We start from the raw sequence: 18544 nt of genomic DNA, 5'->3' as shown, positions 1-18544 counted from the left end.
CGTCAGCTCCTCAAGGCGTAGGTCGTGTTGCCACAGACCCGGAACAGCTCCTGGGCGTGGTGCAGGCTTTCGGAATGACCGACGAACAAAAGCCCGTCCGGGTGCAGTACCCGGGAAATCCGTTCCAGGACGGCGAGCTGTGTCGGCCTGTCAAAATAGATCATCACGTTGCGGCAGAAGACGAAGTCGAATTTGCCCCGCATGGGCCACTGCTCGTCCAAGAGGTTCAGCCTCTTGAAGGTCACCACCCGGCGCAGTTCCTCCTTCACCCTGATGAACCCCTCGTTGTTCCCCTCCCCCCTGAGCAGGAAGCGCTTGCGGTACGGCTCCGGGATCTTGGGCAATTGGTCCACCGGGTACACTCCTTCGCTTCCCCTGCCGAGCACGTTGGTGTCGATGTCGGTGGCCAGGATACTGAGGTTCGCCCCCGCCGGCAGCGCGTCGAGCGCGGTCATCGCGATGGAGTAGGGCTCCTCGCCGCTAGAGGAAGCGCAGCTCCAAATGGTGACCTGCTTGCGGTCCCGGCACTGGCGCAGGCGCTCGGCAAGAAACCGGAAGTGGTGCGGTTCCCGGAAAAAGGAGGTCATGTTGGTGGTCAGGGCGTTGATGAACGCCTCCACCTCCTGGAGATTGCCGCTTTCCACGAGGTCGAGATACTCTCCGAAGCTGGCCACCCCCGTCGCCCGCAGCCGGCGCGCCAACCGGCTGTAGACCATATCCATCTTGCCCGGCGCCAGGGAGATCCCCGCGTTGCGGTAGATGAAGCCGCGCACGCGGGCGAAGTCGTCAGCGGTGAAGGGATACTGGAAGTTGTTCCACCCCGGTTCCGCGGCGCCTCCCCCTCCCGTCAAGGGGCGCGCCGGTTCCGTGCGCGCTCCGGTTCTCAGAACTCCTTCCAATCATCGTCCGGCTCGGCGGCCTCGGGGGACCGGGAGAGACGTTCCTGTGCTTTTGCAGCTGCCGCCACCGCTACGGGTTTGGTCTTCCTCTCGGAGACCTTGGGGCGTGCCGCCGCGTGGGTCAGCTTGCGCTTCTCCGCTGGGGCCGGCGGGGCGCTCTTGTGGCCCTGCTCCAAGGTGAAGCGCGCCACCACCGCCACCAGCTGCTGGGCCTGGTCTTCGAGCGATTCGGCGGCGGCCGCCGCCTCTTCGACCAGCGCTGCGTTTTGCTGGGTGACGTCGTCCATCTGGGTGATGGCGGTGTTGACCTGCTCGATGCCGCTGGACTGCTCCAGCGATGCGGCGGAAATCTCCGCCATGATGTCGGTCACCCTCTTGATGCTGGTGACGATGTCCTGGGTGGTGCGTCCGGCTTCCTCGACCAGGCGGCTGCCGTCCTGCACCTTGGCCACCGAGTCCTCGATGAGGGTCTTGATCTCCTTGGCCGCCGCGGCGCTACGCTGGGCGAGGCTTCTCACCTCGGCCGCGACGACCGCGAAGCCTCTGCCCTGCTCGCCGGCGCGCGCCGCCTCGACCGCGGCATTCAAAGCCAGGATGTTGGTCTGGAAGGCGATACCGTCGATGACGCCGATTATGTCCGAGATCTTCTTGGAGCTGTCGGTGATGCTCTCCATGGTGTGCACCACCCGGGTGATCACCTCGCCACCCTTGACTGCCACGCCGCTGGCGTTGATGGCGAGCTGGTTGGCCGCCTGGGCGTTGTCCGCGTTCTGCTTCACCGTCGAGGTGAGCTCCTCCATGCTGGAGGCGGTCTCCTCCAGGGCGCTCGCCTGCTCCTCGGTGCGCTGGGAGAGGTCGGCGTTGCCCGCTGCGATCTCCTCGGTTGCCGTGGCGATCGATTCGGCGCCGTTTCTCACGTCGCCCACGATGTGTGCCAGCCCCTCGTTCATATCCTTGAGCGAGGCGAGCAGCTCGCCGGTCTCATCCTCGCTGTCTACCGTGATGTGGGCGGTGAGATCGCCCGAGGCGATACGCCGGGAGGCCGCGATGGCCTGGTCGAGCGCCTCCTTGATCTTGCGCGCCACGAACCAGGCGCACAGGAAGATCACCACGGCGAGCAGCGCGGTGCCACCTATGATCTGCCACTTCATCTTGTCCATCTCCACCTTGACGGTATCGACGTAGATGCCGCTCCCCACGATCCAGCCCCACTCCTTCATCTGCTTCACGTAGGAGATCTTCGGTACCGGGACGGTGGAGCCGGGCTTGGCCCACATGTAGTCGACGACCCCTTCCCCTTTCTCCTTGCAGACGTTGACGAACTCCACGTAGAGCCGCTTACCGTTGGGATCCTTGTTGTCGTACTGGGTTTTGCCAACCAGTTCCGGCTTGATCGGGTGCATGAGCACCTTGGTGTCCATGTCGTTGACCCAGAAATACTCGTTACCGTGGTATCTCATCTCGGAGATCTGCTTGAGCGCATCGGTTTGCGCCTGCTGCAGGGTTTTCTTCCCCTCCTTCACCGCGTTCTGGTTCGAGATCAGGACATCGTAGGCCACGTCGACCACCGCCTTGGTGGCCTGGATCTTTTCGTCCATGAGCTTGTTCTGCATGAAGGGGAGCACGTAGAGCATCACGCCCAGCACCATCATGATGATGGTTGCTACCGAGATGCTGAGGATCTTGGTCAGAATCTTCCAGTCTTTGAATCGCGCAGTTTTCATAGGTTCACCGCCTCTTTCTGAGTATTCTCCACGGTACTGTCAACGATCTGCAGCTCGTCGCTACCGATCAGCTTTTCGATATCCACCAGGATCAGCATCTCGTCGTTCAAGGTTCCCAACCCCGTGATGTACCGGGTGTCCAGTGATGCCCCGAGTTCCGGAGCGGGCTTGATGCTCTGCGCGGGGAGCGCGACCACGTCGGAAACGCCGTCCACCACGATCCCCACCACCTTGTTCAGCACGTTGATGATGATCACCACGGTGAACTCGTGGTAGGTGACCTCGCCCACGTTGAACTTGATGCGCAGGTCGACGATGGGGACGATCACCCCGCGCAGGTTGATAACCCCCTTGATAAAGGCCGGGGTGTTGGCGATGCGCGTGACACAGTCGTACCCCCGGATCTCCTGCACCTTGAGGATGTCGATGCCGTAGCTTTCGCCCCCCAGGGTGAAGGTGAGGTATTCCGCCCCCCCCTCCGCTGTCAGTTGTTCTGCCGCACTGCCGTGTGCCGTCTGCATGATGTCTCTTCTCCTTTCGACTGCTATAGCCTCTTGTGCATCGCGAACAGCTCGGGTAGATCGAGGATCAGCGCCACCCGCCCGTCGCCCAGGATGGTGGCCCCGGCGCTCCCTTCCACCCGTCGGTAGTTGGTTTCGATGCTCTTCACCACCACCTGCTGCTCATCCAAAAGGGCGTCCACCAGGATTGCCCCCCGCTCTCCGTCCGCCTCCACCAGCACCAGGATCCCCCGCTGCGGCTCGGTCACCTCCGCCTCCAGGTTGAAGATCTGGTGCAGCTTGAGGATGGGGAGGTATTCCCCGCGCACCTGGACCACCTCGCGGCCGTTGACGCTCTTCAACTGCTCCGGCTTGGGCTGCAGCGATTCTATGACCACGTTGAGGGGGATGATGAACTTCTCCTCCCCGATGGCGACCGAGAGCCCCTCCAGAATGGCGAGGGTGAGCGGCAGGCTGATGGTGAAACGCGCCCCTTTGCCCGCTTCCGAGGCGATCTGGACCCGGCCGCCGATACCCTGGACGTTCTTGAGCACCACGTCCATGCCGACGCCGCGGCCGGAGAGGTCGGTCACCTCGCTCGCGGTGGAGAAGCCGGGGGCGAAGATAAGCTGCCAGACCTCCTCGTCGCTCATGGTCTCGGAGCAGGGGATGCCGCACTCGATCGCCTTGGCGAGGATCCTGTCCCGGTTCAGCCCGGCGCCGTCGTCGATCACGTCAATGACGATCCTGCCGCCGACCTGGGACGCAGAAAGCTGTAGGGTCCCCATCGGGCTCTTGCCACAGGCGGCCCGCTTCTCCGGCGTTTCCAGCCCGTGGTCCAGCGCGTTGCGCACCAGGTGTCCCAGTGGGTCGGCGATCTTTTCGATAAGCCCGCGGTCAAGCTCGGTGCTGTCGCCGGCGGTCTTCAGCTCGACCTGCTTGCCCAGCTTGGCGGCGATCTCGCGTACCAGGCGGGGGAAACGGTTGAAGACGATGCTGATGGGCACCAGACGGATCGACATCACGCTCCCTTGCAGGTCGCGAGTGTTGCGCTCCAGCTGAATGAGCCCCCTCTGCAGCGTCTCGTGCAGGATCGGGTCGAGCCCCACCGCGATCTGGCTCAGCATGGCCTGGGTGATCAGGAGTTCGCCGATCTGGTTCACCAGCTGGTCCACCTTGGTGACGTTGACCCGGATCGACGATTCCGCCTCGCCGCCGCGCCTGCCGTAGGCGCCGGGAGCGGCTTCGTTGTTGTCGTAGGCGCGCCTGCCGGCGGCAGGGATGACGTCCTGTACGGGCAGCGGCTCGCCGGCCGGGACGCGGCGGTCCACGGGCTCGTCCTCCTCGATCTGGAGTTGTTCCTCGTCCGCCACGAACATGAAGACGTCGAGGATCTGCTCGCGGCTGGCCCGGGTGAGCAGGGTGAAGTCCCAGCGGGTGAGGCAGCGCTCGGGGTCGACTTCGGCCAGTTCGGGGAGTTCCATGAGTTCGGCATGGCAGTGCAACTCACCCGGCTCGGTGAGTTCGGCGAGTTCGGAGACGATGCTCTCCATCCGGATGCCGCGGGCGAAGATCTCGGGGTCGGGGGTGAAGGAGAGCCGGCAGCGGCGCGGCAGCAGTTCTTCCTCATGCGGCAAGGGGATACCATCTCCCTGGGCCGGGGCGAGTTCGGTGGCGGGGGCGTCGGCTGCGATGGCCTGCTGCAGCTTGGCGCGCACGGTGTCGATGGCCTCCTGGTCCACCGGCTTCCCCTCGCGATGCCAGGCGAGCTGCATGGCGATGGCGTCGCCGGCCTCGAGGAAGAGGTCTATCATCCCCGGTACGAAGGGGGTCTCCTGGTTCCTGAGCCGGTCCAGCAGGGACTCCATGACGTGGGTCACCACGGTCATGTCGTTGAAGCCGAAGATCCCGGCCCCCCCCTTGATGGAGTGGGCCGCCCGGAAGATCGCGTTCATCTGCTCCGAGTCTGGTTCCCGGTCGCCCAGCGAGATCAGGATCTGCTCCATCTCGGCCAGGTTTTCAGCGCATTCCTCGAAGAAGACTTGGTTGAAGCGGTTCAGGTCGACGGTATCGTTTTCCCCTCTGGGAGTCGTCATGCCAGTTCCTTTGTTCTGCGTTCGTCGCCCGGGTCACGGCCCGGGTTGCAGCGCCAGCAGGTCGCCGAACCCGAGGGTATTGATGCGGTCCCTCACGGCTGCCGGTGCTGCGGCGAGCACTGGGGTTGTGCCCCGCCGTTTCAGGTTCTCCAGGAAAAGCGCGAGCAATTGGCAGCCGCAGGCATCAATGTCATCGACCCGAGAGAGGTCGATAGTTGACTGGCCCGCCTGCTCCGGCACCCCGTCGAGGCGCTCCACGAGGAACTGGTGCAGTTCCCCCGCGCGCTCTACCGTGAAGGGGCCTTCAATGATAATGTTTGCTTTATTAGCAAAAACTTTTTTGGCCAATTTCTGTTGCCCTTTCAGGGAGTTTATTTTTGCGGCAAACCTCTCGTTGGAAATTTACAACCGATGTTCTACACGTATTGCCTGTATCGGCAATGGGGGCGCTTACTTTAGCTGTTTTGTTGCTGGCAGGGCATTTTCCGCGCTGTGATCATGAGCCGAAATGAGGGGAATTGAAGGGGGTGCGGTGCTGCTCTCCGGAGGCGGACGGAGGCGGATGGGGAAGGCTTAACGAGTGACGGGCTTTTTCTGGAAAACCTTGGCGACTTGGTCCCGGTAGACCAGCTGCCATTCCCCCCGTTGCTCCAGGAACCTGGCAAAGCGGGAGTCGGCCTCGAAGATGATCCAGGTGATGCCGTAGCGTTGCAGCACCCGGTCCCATCCCGGCCGGAAATCGATGACCGCGTTGTATTCCCGCAGCCGTTCCGCGCCGTACATGTCCAGCCTCCCGTCGATGAAAACCCGGCAGTCGGGATAGCCGCGGTAGATCAGGTAGTCGCCGAACTCGTCGCTGTTGAACACCTTGCCGGCGATCCGGTGGCGCAACACGAACTCGCAGGCATCCACCGGCATCAGGCGCCGGTCGAACGAGTGGCGCACCAGGCCGCCGGTTGCGGCTGCCGTGACCACCGCGACTGCCACGGCTCCCCACAGTGGCGGGCGGGCGCACTGCTCCAGGGGGGCGAGGCGGACCGAGATGTCGCGCAGCACGCCGGCCCACCTGCCGCCGCCGTGCAGTAATGCGCCGAGCCGGAGAGCCAGCGCCGGCGCCGCGACTAGGCTAAACAGGGGTATGTAGCGCACCGAGGTGAGGGCCATGTAGCCAAAACCCAACACCAGTAGCAGCTCGGTCGGCTCGGCCTTTTTCGGGGAGAGGGCGAAGAGGGCGATCAGGAGCAGCAACAGCCAGTTGAATGGAGGCCAGCCGTGGATGGCGGGGGGGAAGAACTCCGCCACGTGGTCCATCAGGTAGCGGTCCGAGACCAGCTTGAGCGGGAACAGCAGGAGGCGCCACCCGTATGGGTTGATCATGGTCGCGGCGAGGCAGGCGGCAATGACGCCCGCCAGTTGCACTAGCTTGCCGCGGCCCGCGCGGCAGGCCTCGGTGCTGGTGCCGACCATCCCTGCGGCCGTGCCGGCCAGGTAGGCGCCCAGCAGCAGGAATCCGGCCACGAAGCCGCCATGGAGGTTGGCCCACACCAGCATCAGCGGCGGCAGCAGCCACAGCGAACGCCCCCCCTTTCTGCGCCAGTTCTCCAGTAGGTGGTGAAAGAGGACCAGGAACAGGAAGCTAAAGAGGTGCGGCCGTGCCAGCCAGTGCAGCATTGAGCAGGTCAAGGTGGCGATGGTGGCGACCACCGCCGGCAGGACGCCGGTATGGTAGCTGATCAGGCACTTGAACAGCAGCCAAAAGGTCAACACCAACAGCAGCGCGTACAGCGCGACCACGCCGCTCATCCCCGCAGCCTGGTGCGAAAGGGCCATGACCACCTCCGCGAGCCATTCGTGGGCGGTCCAGGCCAGCGGCGGGGTGTGCTGAGAGAACATGTCGAAGAGGGGAACGGTGCGGGTCCTCAGGATCTCCTCGCCGGCGCGGATGTGGTAGCCGGTGTCGCCGTCGAGCAGCAACAGGGAAGGGGTGGTGAAGAACAGCGCGCAGAGCAGCGTTGCCAGGAGCTGGTCGGCGATCGAGGGGACCAGGTATCGTATCAGGTGGCGCTTGTCGCTCATGCGGGCGTGGGTGTGACTGGCGTAGAAGACCGCAGGAGGGTGCCCCTCTTTGCGGCGACCGGCTCCGGGGGAAAGGGGGCGGGTGGATACCCTTGCCGGCACCCGAGGTGCCGGCAAGGGGAGGTGCGGCTACTTCTTGGCCAGTCGTGCATAGCTCAGGGCCAGTTGTACGGAGATTACCAGCAGGATGAACGTGTTGAAGTCGACTTTCATGGGATCACCTCCTTGGACGTTAGTTTCCTTCGTGGTGCTGCCCGGATCGGGGCTACTTGAATACTCTAGCGATCTGGACCACCGCAGGGCCCAGCACCACCACCAGCAGGGCGGGGAAGATGGCGAACACCAGCGGGAAGATGAGCTTCACCGTGGTCTTGGCGGCGGCCTCCTCGGCTGCCTGCCTCCTCTTGGTCCTCAGGTCGTCGGAGAAGGAACGCAGGGCCTGGCTCAGGCTGGTGCCGAAGCGCTCAGTCTGGGCCAGCATGGCGCTGAAGGATCTCATGTCATCGACCATGGTCCTCTCCGCCATGTCCTTGAGTGCATCCACCCGCGGCTTGCCGGCCCTGGTTTCCATGGTGACTTGGCGGATCTCCAGGGCCAGCGGGTTCTGATCCAACTGGGGGACCTCGGAGGCGCGCAGCAGGGCGGCATCCATGCTGAGCCCAGCCTCGACGCAGAGGGTCACTAGGTCCAGCACGTCGGGCAGGGTATGGAAGATAACCAGTTGGCGGTGCTTGACCTTGGTGGAGAGCCAGTAACTCGGCAGGAGGTAGCCGACGATGGCTAGGGCCAACATGACCGCGATGCTGACGACGTCGAAATAGGCATGCTTGGGCGCGACAGCGATGAGCAGGTAGGGGAGCGGCAGCGCGACGGCAAGGAGAAGCTTGCTCCCTAGGAAGACGTGCACGCTGTCGCGGTGGAACCCAGCCGCCACCAGCGCCTTCTTGTAGCGCGAATGTTCCTGTTTCGGGAGCTTCATCTGCTCGCCGATGCGGCGCAGCTTCGAGGCCCAGGTGCCGGATTCCACTTCCGGCATGAGGTGCACTGCCTTGTCGGTCGGGAAAAATTCCGCCAGGCGCTGCGCCACCGGGCTCCTTCTCGACAGCAGTACCCGGGAGAGGGCCACCGACAGCAACAGCACCGAGCAGAATACGGTGAAAGCGATCAGGTAGAGCATGACGCACCTCAGATCTGGATTCTGATGATCTTCCTGATGATGACCAGGCCGACCAGCTGTAGCAGCGCTGCGAGGGCGAGGATGTACAGCCCGAGAGGTTCCTTGAGCAGTTCCGTCTCGTACTCGGGGCTGAGCAGGGTGAAGGCGCCGAAGGCGACCAGCGGCAGCGCGCCCAGCACGTAGCCGGACAGCCTCCCTTGGGCCGTGTAGACCCTCACCTGGCGGCGGATCTTGAGCCTCTCCTTGATGGTGAGTGCGAGCTTGTCCAAAAGTTCGGAGAGGTTGCCGCCGATGTCCGAGTTGATGGTAATGACCGTGGTGAAGAACCTGAGATCCATGCTTTCGATCCTCTGGTTCATGTCCGCGAGGGCGTCCACCAGCCGAAGGCCGAGTTGTTGCTGCTCGTAGGCAATTTTGAACAGCGTCCCGGTCGGATCCGGCACCTCTTCTCCCACCAGCTGGATAGCCGTGGTCAAGGATTGGCCGGCCCTGAGGGAGCGGGCGATCATGCTCAGGGCATCCGGGAACAGTTCGGTGAACCTCGTGATCCTGCGCGCGGTCTTCACCCTGATGACACCCTCGGTCGCCATGATCGGCAGGGTGGCGGTGAGCAAGGCGGCGGTCAGGGAGCGAGTCTGCAGCGCGGTAACGGCGGCAAGCAGGACGGCCGTGGCAACGACGGCTCCGAACAGCAGCGCCGGGGGGATGTCCATGCCGGCCTGTGCCAGCCTCTTCTCCATCTGGCGCGTCTGCGGCAGGCGGGTCATCAACTCTCCCGCCTGGCGTGCTTTCCTGGTCAGCACCTCGCGCAGTTCGGGCTGGGTGTCGCGGCTTCCCCCGCGGGACATCTGCTGCAGCCTCCTTCTCAGTTCGGTCCTGGCGGAGGCGTTGCGGCGCAGGACATAGAGACAGAGGGCACCGCTGGCGCACAGGGTGGCGAGAAAGACGAGTGCCACGATAGGAACTAGCATGCTCGGCTCCTAATTCCGGAACATCATCTCCGGAAGCTCGTGCCCGAAGAGTCTGAAGCGCTCGGCAAAGAGCGGCCTGACGCCGGTGGCGCGGAATTCCCCGACCACCCGCCCCTCGGGATCGATCCCTCTTTGATGGAAGACCATGATGTCGTGCATGACGATGGTGCCCCCCTCCATGCCGGTGATCTCCGAGAGCTTCACCACCTTGCGGGTGCCGTCGGAGAATCTGACCAACTGCAGCACGATGTTGAGCGCCGATGCCAGCTGTTCCTTTACAGCCCGCTCCGGAAGATCCACCCCCGCCATGAGCACCATCGTTTCCATCCGGGACAGGGCGTCGCGGGTGGTGTTCGCGTGGACCGTGGAGAGGGAGCCGTCGTGACCAGTGTTCATGGCCTGCAACAGGTCGAGCGCCTCGGCGCCGCGAACCTCGCCGATGATGATGCGGTCCGGCCTCATCCTGAGCGCGTTGCGCAGCAGGTCGCGCGAGGTCACCTCGCCCCTTCCTTCCAGGTTGGGGGGTCTCGTTTCCAGGCGCACCACGTGTTCCTGCTTCAGGTGCAGCTCCGCCGAGTCCTCTATGGTGACCAGACGCTCATCCGAGGGGATGAAGGCGGAGAGGACGTTCAAAAGGGTGGTCTTGCCGGTGCCGGTGCCGCCGGAGACCAGGATGTTCAGCCTCGTTTGCACCGCCCCCTCCAGCAGCTCGGCCATCCGCTCGTCCAGGGTCTCCAGCTGGATCAGGTCCCTCATGCTGAGCGGGTCGCGACCGAAGCGGCGGATTGAGAGGACCGGGCCGTCCAGGGCCAGGGGAGGGATGATCGCATTGACGCGGGAACCGTCGGGGAGCCTGGCGTCGACGTTCAAAGAGGCAAAGGTCAGGGATTACTGGGGGCGGCGTCCGGACTCGTCCCGGCGGCCCAGGCTCCTGGAGCGTCTCTACCCCTACATCTTCAATAATCCCTCGCGGGGACGCTCCTTCTTGCAAGAGTTCTTCGCCGCCAGGCCGGAGCAGCTCGACGCCCCCTTCTTTTCCCACGCTGTGCGCTGGGGGGGCGGGATCCGTAACCTCGCCTTTCTGTCCCCGGAGTACCGCAGCTGCCTTGCCGGCTACGACCCACGGGAGGAACTGGCCCGCTGGCTGCCGGAGAGCTTTGCCGGCAGGGATCTTATGTGTCGGGCTCAGGTGCTGGAAATCGAGCTCTTCCTGGCGGGTTTCCTCCTCTCCTCGCAGGGAGACCGGGTGGCCATGGCGCACTCGGTGGAGATGCGCCACCCCTTCCTGGACTACCGGGTGATCGACTTCGCTTTCCGGCTTCCCGCCAAGTGGAAGATGAGGGGGCTGCAGGAGAAGTACTTACTGCGCAGGGCGTGCCGCGACCTGCTGCCGCAGCGGATTGCCAGCAGGGGCAAGCATCCGTACCGGGCGCCGGTAAGTGCACTGTTCACTGCGGCCGCGCCCGCCGACTATGTGGACGACCTGCTGTCCGGGCAGAGCCTGAAGGCGAGCGGGTACTTCGACGCCGCAAAGGTGGCGCGGCTGTACCAACGGGTGCTCGAGGCCCCGCCGGGGACGGTGGGGGAATTCTCCAACATGGCCCTGATGGGGGTCCTCTCCACCGAGATCCTGCACCGGCAGTTCCTGGCATCCGCCTCCTACAGGGGAGTGCGGAAGGTGACCCCGGACCTGGTGCGTTACGGTGCCGAGCGGAAGATAAAAGGGGGGGACTGGCAATCTGCGACGCCCCCTGCGGACGGGAGAGACCATGGAACTGCAGAGGGTGCATAGTTTCCTGGAATCGAGCGCGGCGGCACGACCGGACAAGGTCGCCCTGGTCCACGACGGCGAGCGGGTCAGCTACCGGCAACTGAACCGGGCGGCGAACCTGCTGGCCGGGTTCCTAATTCAGCGGGGCGTGCTCCCCGGCGACAGGGTCGTGATCCTGTTAACTAACGGCGTGAAGTACGTAGCGAGCTATTACGGCGTGCTGAAAGCCGGAGCTGTGGCCGTACCGCTGAACGTGGAAACAGGGCAAGAAACGCTGAACCGCCTGCTGGACGAGCTGCAACCGTCGGGGATTATCTTGGAGCAGGGGGCGGGGTACCTGTTGCAGCAGTTCCACCTGGCACCCGCTTCGTTCCGCTTCCTGCTTGCCGCTGACGCCTCCTTCGCGCAAGGGGGGGGGGGCGTGGTATGGGGATGGGACGAGGTGCTTACGGGGGAGGAGCTTCCCGAAGGGGGAAGCACCGTTGCGCCGGATGCGCTGGCCAGCATCATCTACACCTCGGGCTCCACTGGACAGCCCAAGGGGGTGATGCTATCCCACCGTAACATTGTGAGCAACACCCGCTCTATCACCGAATACCTGAGTCTCACCGAGAACGACATCCAGATGGTGGTGCTCCCGTTCTTTTACGTCATGGGCAAGTCGCTGCTGAACACTCATGTGGCCGTGGGGGGGACGGTGGTGATCAACAACAACTTTGCCTACACCGCGTCGGTGATCAGGCAGATGGCCGAAGAGGGGGTGACCGGTTTCTCCGGGGTTCCCTCGACCTACGCCTACCTGTTGCACCGCTCACCGCTGGCCTCTTTCCGGGACCGGCTCCCGAACCTGCGCTACTGCACCCAGGCGGGCGGGCACATGCCGCGCGACATCAAGGAACGGCTGCTGCAGGTCCTCCCTCCGCACACCAGGCTTTTCATCATGTACGGCGCCACCGAGGCGGCGGCGCGGCTCACCTACGTGGAGCCGGAGCGGCTTCCGGAAAAACTGGGCTCCATCGGCAGGGCCATCCCGGGCGTGTCGGTCCGTGTATTGGACCCGTACGGTGAGGAAGTTCCCGACGGGGAGTGCGGTGAACTTGTGGCGTCGGGCCCCAACATCATGATCGGCTACTGGAATGACCCCGAGGCGACCGCACGGGTGCTTGATGTCAACGGCTACCACACCGGTGACCTCGGTTACCGTGATGCCGAAGGCTACCTATACGTCACTGGGAGAAAGGACCACCTGCTTAAGGTGGGGGGGCACCGGATCGACCCGCAGGAGGTCGAGGAGGTGCTCATGTCGAGCGGATCGTTGCTGGAGGTGGTAGTGCTCGGCCTTGATGACCCGCTGTTGGGCAAGAAGCTGGTGGCGCTGGTGGTCCCTCTGGGGGCCAATCCTAGCGATCGGGCCCTACTCTCCTTTTGCCATGGCAAGCTCCCGAGGCACAAGGTCCCGGGGGAGATTCGGTTGGTCGCGGCGCTACCCAAGTACCCAAGCGGGAAGATCGACCGCGCCTCATGCCTGAGCCTGTGTGGCTAGGGAAGCTCAGGCTGGAGGCTGCCCAAGAGAAGTTCAATTCATGCTGCACGGCCCGTGGCGCAGGGGCGTGAAAGAAGGTGCCTTATGACGACGACGGAAGAATTTTCCCAGGAGGTGCTCCGGCTCGACCCGCAATTCGAGGCCGACCGGATCTGCGCCAGGATCAGGGAGTTGATGCGTAACCAGGTGAAGCGGGGCGGTATGGTGGTGGCGCTTTCCGGCGGGATCGACAGCAGCGTGACTGCAGCGCTGTCGGTGCGAGCGCTGGGAAGGGAGCGGGTAATCGGCCTGGAGATGCCGGAACGGCATTCCGCGCGGGAGACGCTTTCGCTGAGCGGCAAGGCCGCCGGCGCCCTGGGCATCGCGACCATCGTCGAGGATATCTCCAATATCCTGCAGTCGGTGGGGTTCTACGAGAAATACGACAGCGCGGTGCGGATGGTGGTACCGGAATACGGCGACGGCTGGGCGTCCAAGATCGTCATCTCGGGGGTGGCGAACCCGCCCCGCTTCACCTCCTTCTATCTGGTCACGCAAAACGCCCAGCAGGTGCAGTCGACGGTGCGTCTCCCGCTGCAGCCCTACCTGGAGATCGTGGCTGCGACCAATTTCAAACAGCGCATAAGGAAGATGCTGGAGTACTACCATGCCGACCGGCTAAACTACGCCGTTGCCGGCACTCCCAATCGCCTGGAGTACGACCAGGGGTTCTTCGTGAAGCTCGGGGACGGGGCCGCCGACATCAAGCCTATCGCCCACCTGTACAAGTCCCAGGTGTACCAGCTCGCCGAGTTCCTGGGGATCCCGGAAGAGATCCGCAGCAGAAAGCCGACCACCGACACCTATTCCCTGGCTCAGGGGCAGGACGAGTTCTACTTCTCACTCCCCTACCAGATGATGGACCTCTGTCTCTACGCCAGAAATCACAACGTCCCTGCGGAAAGCACTGCGGCCGTGCTGGAGCTCGAACCACAACAGGTGCGGATGGTGTACCAGGACATCGATACCAAGCGCAAGACCACGCGCTACCTGCACCTTCCCCCGCTTTTGGTGGAAGAGGTGGAGTGGGAATGATCGACAGTAAAAGGAGGCGACAGATGAACCTAAAGGATGAGATCAGAAACTTCGTGGTGGAAAATTTCCTCTTCGGCGATGCCGGTGGGCTCACTGATGACAGCTCTTTCATCAGGGAAGGGATCGTTGATTCCACCGGGATCCTGCAACTGGTAGCCTATCTCCAGGAGCGCTATCAGGTCGCGGTGGCGGATGATGAACTGATCCCGGAGAACCTCGACTCGGTGCAGCGGGTAGCGGCGTTCGTGGAAGGCAAGCGACAGGGTGATGCTGCCGGTGCTGGCAGCGAAGGGTAGGGGAAGGGCGATGCGCGCGACGATGAGTGGCAGGATTCTGCAAAGGGTTCTGGGGAAGCTCGCGATGGTCGTTCCCGGCGGCTATTCATTTCGTCCCTGGTTGCACAAGGTGCGCGGCGTGTGTATGGGGAAAAATGTATGGATCAGCCAGTTGGTCTACATGGACGACCAGCACCCGGAAAAGATTGTGATTGGCGACAATGTCACCATCGGGCTGCGCTGCATCCTCTTTGCTCACTTCTACCTGGGGGATCGCTCCCCTGAGGATGCCAAGGCCGGGGTGGTCATTGGTAATGACGTTTTCATAGGTCCCAACTGTACCATCCTGCACGGGGTCACCATAGGCGAGGGGGCCGTGGTCGTGGCGGGGAGCGTCGTCACGAAAAACGTCCCCCCCGGCGTCCTCTACGGCCCCCCGGCAGCGGAACCCCTGGCCCGGATCACCCAGCCGCTCACCCACAACGGCCAGGTCCAGTACCAGAAGTTCCTCTTCGGACTCAAAAAACTCTAGTCGTAGCTCTTCTTCATCAGGTGAAACAGGATCGCGAGCAGGACCATGAAGCCGACCGCGATCCCTCCCGCAACACGCCTCTTCTCGTGCGACTGCTCGATCTGCTTGAGGGTCGCATCCAGTTTCCCCAACTCCTGGTTGATAGACGCCGACTCCGCCTTGACCCGGGCCACGTCCACGTCGTGGAACAGCGTGTGGAAGCGGTTTCGCACCGCGAACAGGGACTTGCCCATCTTTTCGGTGTCCACGCCGCTCACTTGGTATTCTGCAATCCGGCGCGAGATGTTGTCGATATACCCTTCGGTCTGCTGCATGGCGTCGCGGATGGCGCGGGCTCTGTCGAAGCTGTGACAGCGGGTGCAGCTCTTCTCGTTGATGAGGGCCAGGGACGCCTTCACCACCTGGTGATTGCTGTGGCAGGTCACGCAGGTGGGACCGCCGGCGCCAAGCGCCCTGCCGTGGGCGCTGGAGAGGTAATCCTTGTAGACGCCGGGATGGCAGCGACCGCAGAAGGCGGGTATGTCCTTCTCCTTGGGAGCGCCGAGGAAGCCGCGTTGCGGTGTCATGGCGTTGGCCGCGTCTTTGGGGTCGCCGCCGTGACAGCTGTTGCAGGAGATGCCGTTCTCGGCGTGGATGCTGCTGCGCCACAGGTTCACCGGCGCCCCGAGCCGGTCAGGCAGGGTGCCGTGGCACTGGATGCAGACCGTCTCCGGCTGATCTGCCGGGGCGGACTGGACCGGATTTACCAAGGCGAGCGAGGCAAGGAGCAGGATGGCCAGGGTGTTTTTGCGAATCATGACAGGTGCCCCCATACGCTAAGAGCGATCCAGAGCAGGATGCCCGCTATCACCAGGGTCAGGAATACCGGCCGCTTCAGTGGATGCCGTTCCGGGGAACGGTCGATAAAGGGGAGCAGCGCCAGGAAGGTCATTGCCGCCGCCTGCACCGAGAGCCCCAAAAGCTCGCTCGGGAAGATCTTCAGGGTCTGGTAGTTGGCCAGAAAGTACCATTCCGGCTTTATGTGCGCCGGCGTCTTGAAGGGGTCGGCGGGCACGAAAGCGTCCGGGGTGAACGGCATGCCCGGCCAGAAGAAGACCACGGCCAGGAAGATGGCGAAGTAGATGGAGATCGAGCTCAGGTCCTGGAGCGCGTAGTTGGGGAAGAAGGGGATCCCCCCCGGGTGCCCCTGGTAGTGGTACTGTTGGGCCTCGAAGGGGTTGGCGGTTCCCTCCCGGCCGAAGGGGGGCGCCGAGATGCCGGTACGCTTTAACAGGAACAGGTGCGCCCCGATCAAGGCCGCAATCACCACGGGGAGCACTGCGGCATGCAGGGCGAAGAAGCGTCCCAGGGTGGGCGGGCCGACCAGCTTGCCGCCGCGCAGAAACTCCACCAGGTACGGCCCCACAACCGGGACGGCGCTGGCGCTGTTGGTGGCAACCGTGGTGGCCCAGAAGGAGAGCTGGCTCCAGGGGGCCAGGTAGCCGGTGAGCGAGATCCCCTGCACCAGGGCGAGCAGCGTGAAACCGGTCACCCAGTTCAGCTCGCGCGGCGCCTTGTAGCTCCCCATGAGCAGGGTAGAGAGCATGTGCAGGATAAGCACCGCCACCATCATGTTGGAGCCCACCGCGTGGCACAGGCGGATCAGCCAGCCGAAGGGTACCTCGTTCATGATGAAGGTGACGCTCTTGAAGGCCTTGTCGGCGTCGGGGACATAGTAGATCATGAGCAGCATGCCGGTGATCACCTGCAGTGCGAAGATGACCAGGAGCACGCTTCCCAGTGAATACCACTCATTGATATTGCGCGGCAGCAGGTAGCCGGTCAGCTCCTTCTCCACGATCTCGCCGACCCCGATGCGCAGGTCGAGCCAGCGGTACAGCCTCTTTAGCATGGGCGTTTGCCTCCCTGGACGGTTAGCCGATGGTGATGTTGCCTTCGGTGACGGTGAGCGGAATCTTGGCGAGCGGACGCGGCGGGGGGCCCCCCAGCACCGTACCGTCGGTGGAGAACTGGCCGCCGTGGCAGGGACACTGGAACTGCTGCTTCTCCTTGACCCACTGCACGATGCAGCCTAGGTGGGTGCAGACCGCTGAGAGTGCGACCAACTCGCCGCTCTTGGTCTTGATAAGTACCGCCGAGGAACCGGCGAACTCGAAAAACTTGGCATCCCCTTCCTTGAGCTCCCCCGCCGGTATCACCAGCTTGGCAGCCCCCCCCTGGCCCGACCTGGGCGCCAGGTAGCGGAAAACCGGGTACCCCGCGGCGACCGCAGCGGCGGCCGTGGCTCCGGCCACGCAGACCCCGAGAAACTTCCTCCTCCCCTCGTTCTCCATGCATCCTCCCTGCTGTTGTCTGTCGATTCGGCACAAGTATAATGACAGCTTGCCCCATTTCAAGCGACTTTTTCATGAAACTGAGGTGGTGGCAGCGTTCACGTTGGAGTTGCCGCCGCGCCGCCGACGCCGCACGGGCCTCGTCCGTTCTCCCGTTCCCCGTTGATCTAATGAGTGAAAGCCGCCTTTCCCTCTTTACCCCCGGCGGCTTTTTCCGGTATGCTGGCGCGCGCTGACCGTACCACACAGCAAAAGGAGAACACGATGGAGACCTACTACGATCCCCGTGACCTGGGGAGCTTCGCCGAGATCGGCAAAGATGCGCCGGAACTCGCCGGCAAGTTCTTCGACTACTACAACGAGGTGTTCGCCGAGGGGGAGCTGACCGAGCGGGAAAAGGCGCTCATCGCGCTTGCCGTCGCTCACACCGTGCAATGCCCCTACTGCATCGACGCCTACACCAGGGCCTGCCTGGAAAAGGGGTCGCACCTGGGCGAGATGACCGAAGCGCTGCACGTGGTGACGGCTATCCGCGGCGGCGCTTCCTTGGTGCACGGCGTGCAGATGCGCAAGATCGCCGAGAAACTTTCGCTTTAGGAGACGGGATGGACGAGTCAAAACAGCGGCGGGGGGAGCCTTTCGGGGAGCGCCTGGCCCGCCACGGGCTTGCACTGACCCGGGAGCGGACCACGGCGCTGCAGGTGAACGTGGGGCTGGCATGCGACCTCAGCTGTGGCCACTGCCATCTCGAGGCGGGGCCGGCCCGCGGCGAGATGATGTCACGGGCGGTCATGGCGGAGGTGATCGGCTGCGCCCGTCGCTTCCGGTTCGACAGCATCGATTTGACCGGGGGCGCCCCTGAACTGGTCCCGGACCTCCCTTACCTGGTACGGGGACTGGCGCCGGAGACCCGGAGGCTGATCGTGCGTACCAACCTGGTCTCGCTGGAGGGGGAGCGGGGCGAGGAGCTGTTGCAGCTGTACCGCGAGTTGAAGGTGGTGCTGGTCGCCTCGCTTCCCGCCGGCAACCAGGCCCAGACCGAGGCCCAGCGCGGGGCCGGGGTCTGGCAGAAAAGCATCCGGGCGCTGCAGAGGTTGAACGAATTGGGCTACGGCCTGCCCGGCAGTCCTCTCGAGCTCGACCTGGTCAGCAACCCCTCCGGCGCCTTTCTGCCGGCGCCTCAGCTCCAGGCCCAGGAGAAGTTCCAGCGCGACCTGGCCCGCAAGCACGGCGTCAGTTTCCATAACCTCTACACCTTCGCCAACGTCCCGCTGGGGCGGTTTCGCCGTTTCCTCGAGCGCTCCGGGAACCTGGACGACTACCTGGAGAAACTCACTGCCGGCTTCAACCCCTGCGCCGTGGCCGGGCTCATGTGCCGCAGCCAGCTTTCCGTGGATTGGTGCGGGCGGCTCTACGACTGCGATTTTCACTTGGCCCAAGGCCTCTTTCTCGGCGGCGCAGCACGCTTCATCGCCGATCTTGACGAACTCCCCGCACCCGGCACCCCCATCGCCGCCGCCGATCACTGCTACGCCTGCACGGTCGGTTCGGGGTTCACCTGAGGCGGCAGCAT

The 18544-nt window shown here is 63.8% G+C and carries 18 protein-coding genes and 1 pseudogene; 7 read left to right on the top strand and 12 right to left on the bottom strand.

The genetic code is table 11. From position 1 onward, the window contains the following. Positions 1-2 precede the first annotated feature (2 nt). The 9 genes and pseudogenes from K7R21_RS20070 to K7R21_RS20030 form a co-directional block, all read right to left on the bottom strand. Positions 3-899: a CheR family methyltransferase gene (locus K7R21_RS20070; RefSeq protein ID WP_224985077.1), complete on the bottom strand. Its 897-nt coding sequence runs from the start codon at positions 897-899 to the stop codon at positions 3-5. Further along, on the bottom strand, positions 884-2623 hold the full coding sequence (locus K7R21_RS20065) for a methyl-accepting chemotaxis protein (RefSeq protein ID WP_224985076.1): 1740 nt from the start codon (positions 2621-2623) through the stop codon (positions 884-886). The genes K7R21_RS20070 and K7R21_RS20065 overlap by 16 nt, the downstream gene beginning before the upstream one ends. Then, complete coding sequence (locus K7R21_RS20060) at positions 2620-3144, bottom strand: chemotaxis protein CheW (RefSeq protein WP_224985075.1); 525 nt, start codon at positions 3142-3144, stop codon at positions 2620-2622. Before K7R21_RS20060 ends, K7R21_RS20065 begins: the two co-directional genes overlap by 4 nt. A 23-nt stretch (positions 3145-3167) precedes the next feature. Further along, a complete protein-coding gene (locus K7R21_RS20055; RefSeq protein WP_224985074.1) occupies positions 3168-5219 on the bottom strand; it encodes a chemotaxis protein CheW in 2052 nt (683 codons plus the stop codon). A 33-nt stretch (positions 5220-5252) separates the two neighbouring features. Beyond that, complete coding sequence (locus K7R21_RS20050) at positions 5253-5567, bottom strand: STAS domain-containing protein (protein WP_224985073.1); 315 nt, start codon at positions 5565-5567, stop codon at positions 5253-5255. A gap of 225 nt (positions 5568-5792) precedes the next feature. After that, complete coding sequence (locus tag K7R21_RS20045; RefSeq protein ID WP_224985072.1) at positions 5793-7397, bottom strand: hypothetical protein; 1605 nt, start codon at positions 7395-7397, stop codon at positions 5793-5795. A 163-nt stretch (positions 7398-7560) separates the two neighbouring features. Beyond that, on the bottom strand, positions 7561-8472 hold the full coding sequence (locus K7R21_RS20040) for a type II secretion system F family protein (protein ID WP_224985071.1): 912 nt from the start codon (positions 8470-8472) through the stop codon (positions 7561-7563). A gap of 8 nt (positions 8473-8480) precedes the next feature. Beyond that, complete coding sequence (locus tag K7R21_RS20035; RefSeq protein ID WP_224985070.1) at positions 8481-9443, bottom strand: type II secretion system F family protein; 963 nt, start codon at positions 9441-9443, stop codon at positions 8481-8483. 9 nt (positions 9444-9452) lie between these two features. After that, a pseudogene (locus tag K7R21_RS20030) lies at positions 9453-10307 on the bottom strand (CpaF family protein); the annotation flags it as partial. Here K7R21_RS20030 and K7R21_RS20025 point away from each other — a divergent pair. From K7R21_RS20025 to K7R21_RS20005, 5 genes are all read left to right on the top strand, one after another. After that, positions 10198-11235: an asparagine synthase-related protein gene (locus K7R21_RS20025; protein WP_404813679.1), complete on the top strand. Its 1038-nt coding sequence runs from the start codon at positions 10198-10200 to the stop codon at positions 11233-11235. The pseudogene K7R21_RS20030 and the gene K7R21_RS20025 overlap by 110 nt on opposite strands. Next, complete coding sequence (locus tag K7R21_RS20020; protein ID WP_224985068.1) at positions 11213-12757, top strand: class I adenylate-forming enzyme family protein; 1545 nt, start codon at positions 11213-11215, stop codon at positions 12755-12757. The genes K7R21_RS20025 and K7R21_RS20020 overlap by 23 nt, the downstream gene beginning before the upstream one ends. Positions 12758-12841: 84 nt before the next feature. Then, positions 12842-13831 (top strand): NAD(+) synthase, encoded by a 990-nt coding sequence (gene nadE / locus K7R21_RS20015; protein WP_224985067.1) that lies wholly within the window; start codon positions 12842-12844, stop codon positions 13829-13831. A gap of 23 nt (positions 13832-13854) precedes the next feature. After that, a complete protein-coding gene (locus K7R21_RS20010) occupies positions 13855-14127 on the top strand; it encodes an acyl carrier protein (RefSeq protein WP_224985066.1) in 273 nt (90 codons plus the stop codon). A gap of 10 nt (positions 14128-14137) precedes the next feature. Beyond that, the gene (locus K7R21_RS20005; protein ID WP_318248354.1) at positions 14138-14638 is read left to right on the top strand and encodes an acyltransferase; all 501 of its coding nucleotides are present in this window, start codon (positions 14138-14140) and stop codon (positions 14636-14638) included. Here K7R21_RS20005 and K7R21_RS20000 read toward each other — a convergent pair. Genes K7R21_RS20000 through K7R21_RS19990 form a run of 3 tightly spaced genes read right to left on the bottom strand, consistent with a single transcriptional unit; the run spans position 14635 to position 16971 of the window. Next, on the bottom strand, positions 14635-15435 hold the full coding sequence (locus K7R21_RS20000) for a cytochrome c3 family protein (protein WP_224985065.1): 801 nt from the start codon (positions 15433-15435) through the stop codon (positions 14635-14637). The genes K7R21_RS20005 and K7R21_RS20000 overlap by 4 nt on opposite strands. Then, positions 15432-16529 carry a cytochrome b gene (locus K7R21_RS19995; protein WP_224985064.1) on the bottom strand — a complete coding sequence of 366 codons (1098 nt, stop codon included), beginning with the start codon at positions 16527-16529 and terminating at the stop codon, positions 15432-15434. Before K7R21_RS19995 ends, K7R21_RS20000 begins: the two co-directional genes overlap by 4 nt. 22 nt (positions 16530-16551) lie before the next feature. Further along, a complete protein-coding gene (locus tag K7R21_RS19990) occupies positions 16552-16971 on the bottom strand; it encodes a QcrA and Rieske domain-containing protein (protein WP_224985063.1) in 420 nt (139 codons plus the stop codon). 264 nt (positions 16972-17235) lie between these two features. On the opposite strand from K7R21_RS19990, the gene K7R21_RS19985 reads away from it, so the two are divergent. Beyond that, positions 17236-17568, top strand: coding sequence for an arsenosugar biosynthesis-associated peroxidase-like protein (locus K7R21_RS19985; RefSeq protein WP_199390079.1), 333 nt, complete (start codon positions 17236-17238; stop codon positions 17566-17568). A gap of 8 nt (positions 17569-17576) precedes the next feature. Further along, the gene (gene arsS, locus K7R21_RS19980) at positions 17577-18533 is read left to right on the top strand and encodes an arsenosugar biosynthesis radical SAM (seleno)protein ArsS (protein ID WP_224985062.1); all 957 of its coding nucleotides are present in this window, start codon (positions 17577-17579) and stop codon (positions 18531-18533) included. Positions 18534-18544: the final 11 nt, after the last annotated feature.

Origin of the sequence: Geomonas agri (assembly GCF_020179605.1) — a bacterium.
GTDB lineage: Bacteria > Desulfobacterota > Desulfuromonadia > Geobacterales > Geobacteraceae > Geomonas > Geomonas agri.
This window is presented reverse-complemented; position numbering and strand designations above follow the sequence as displayed.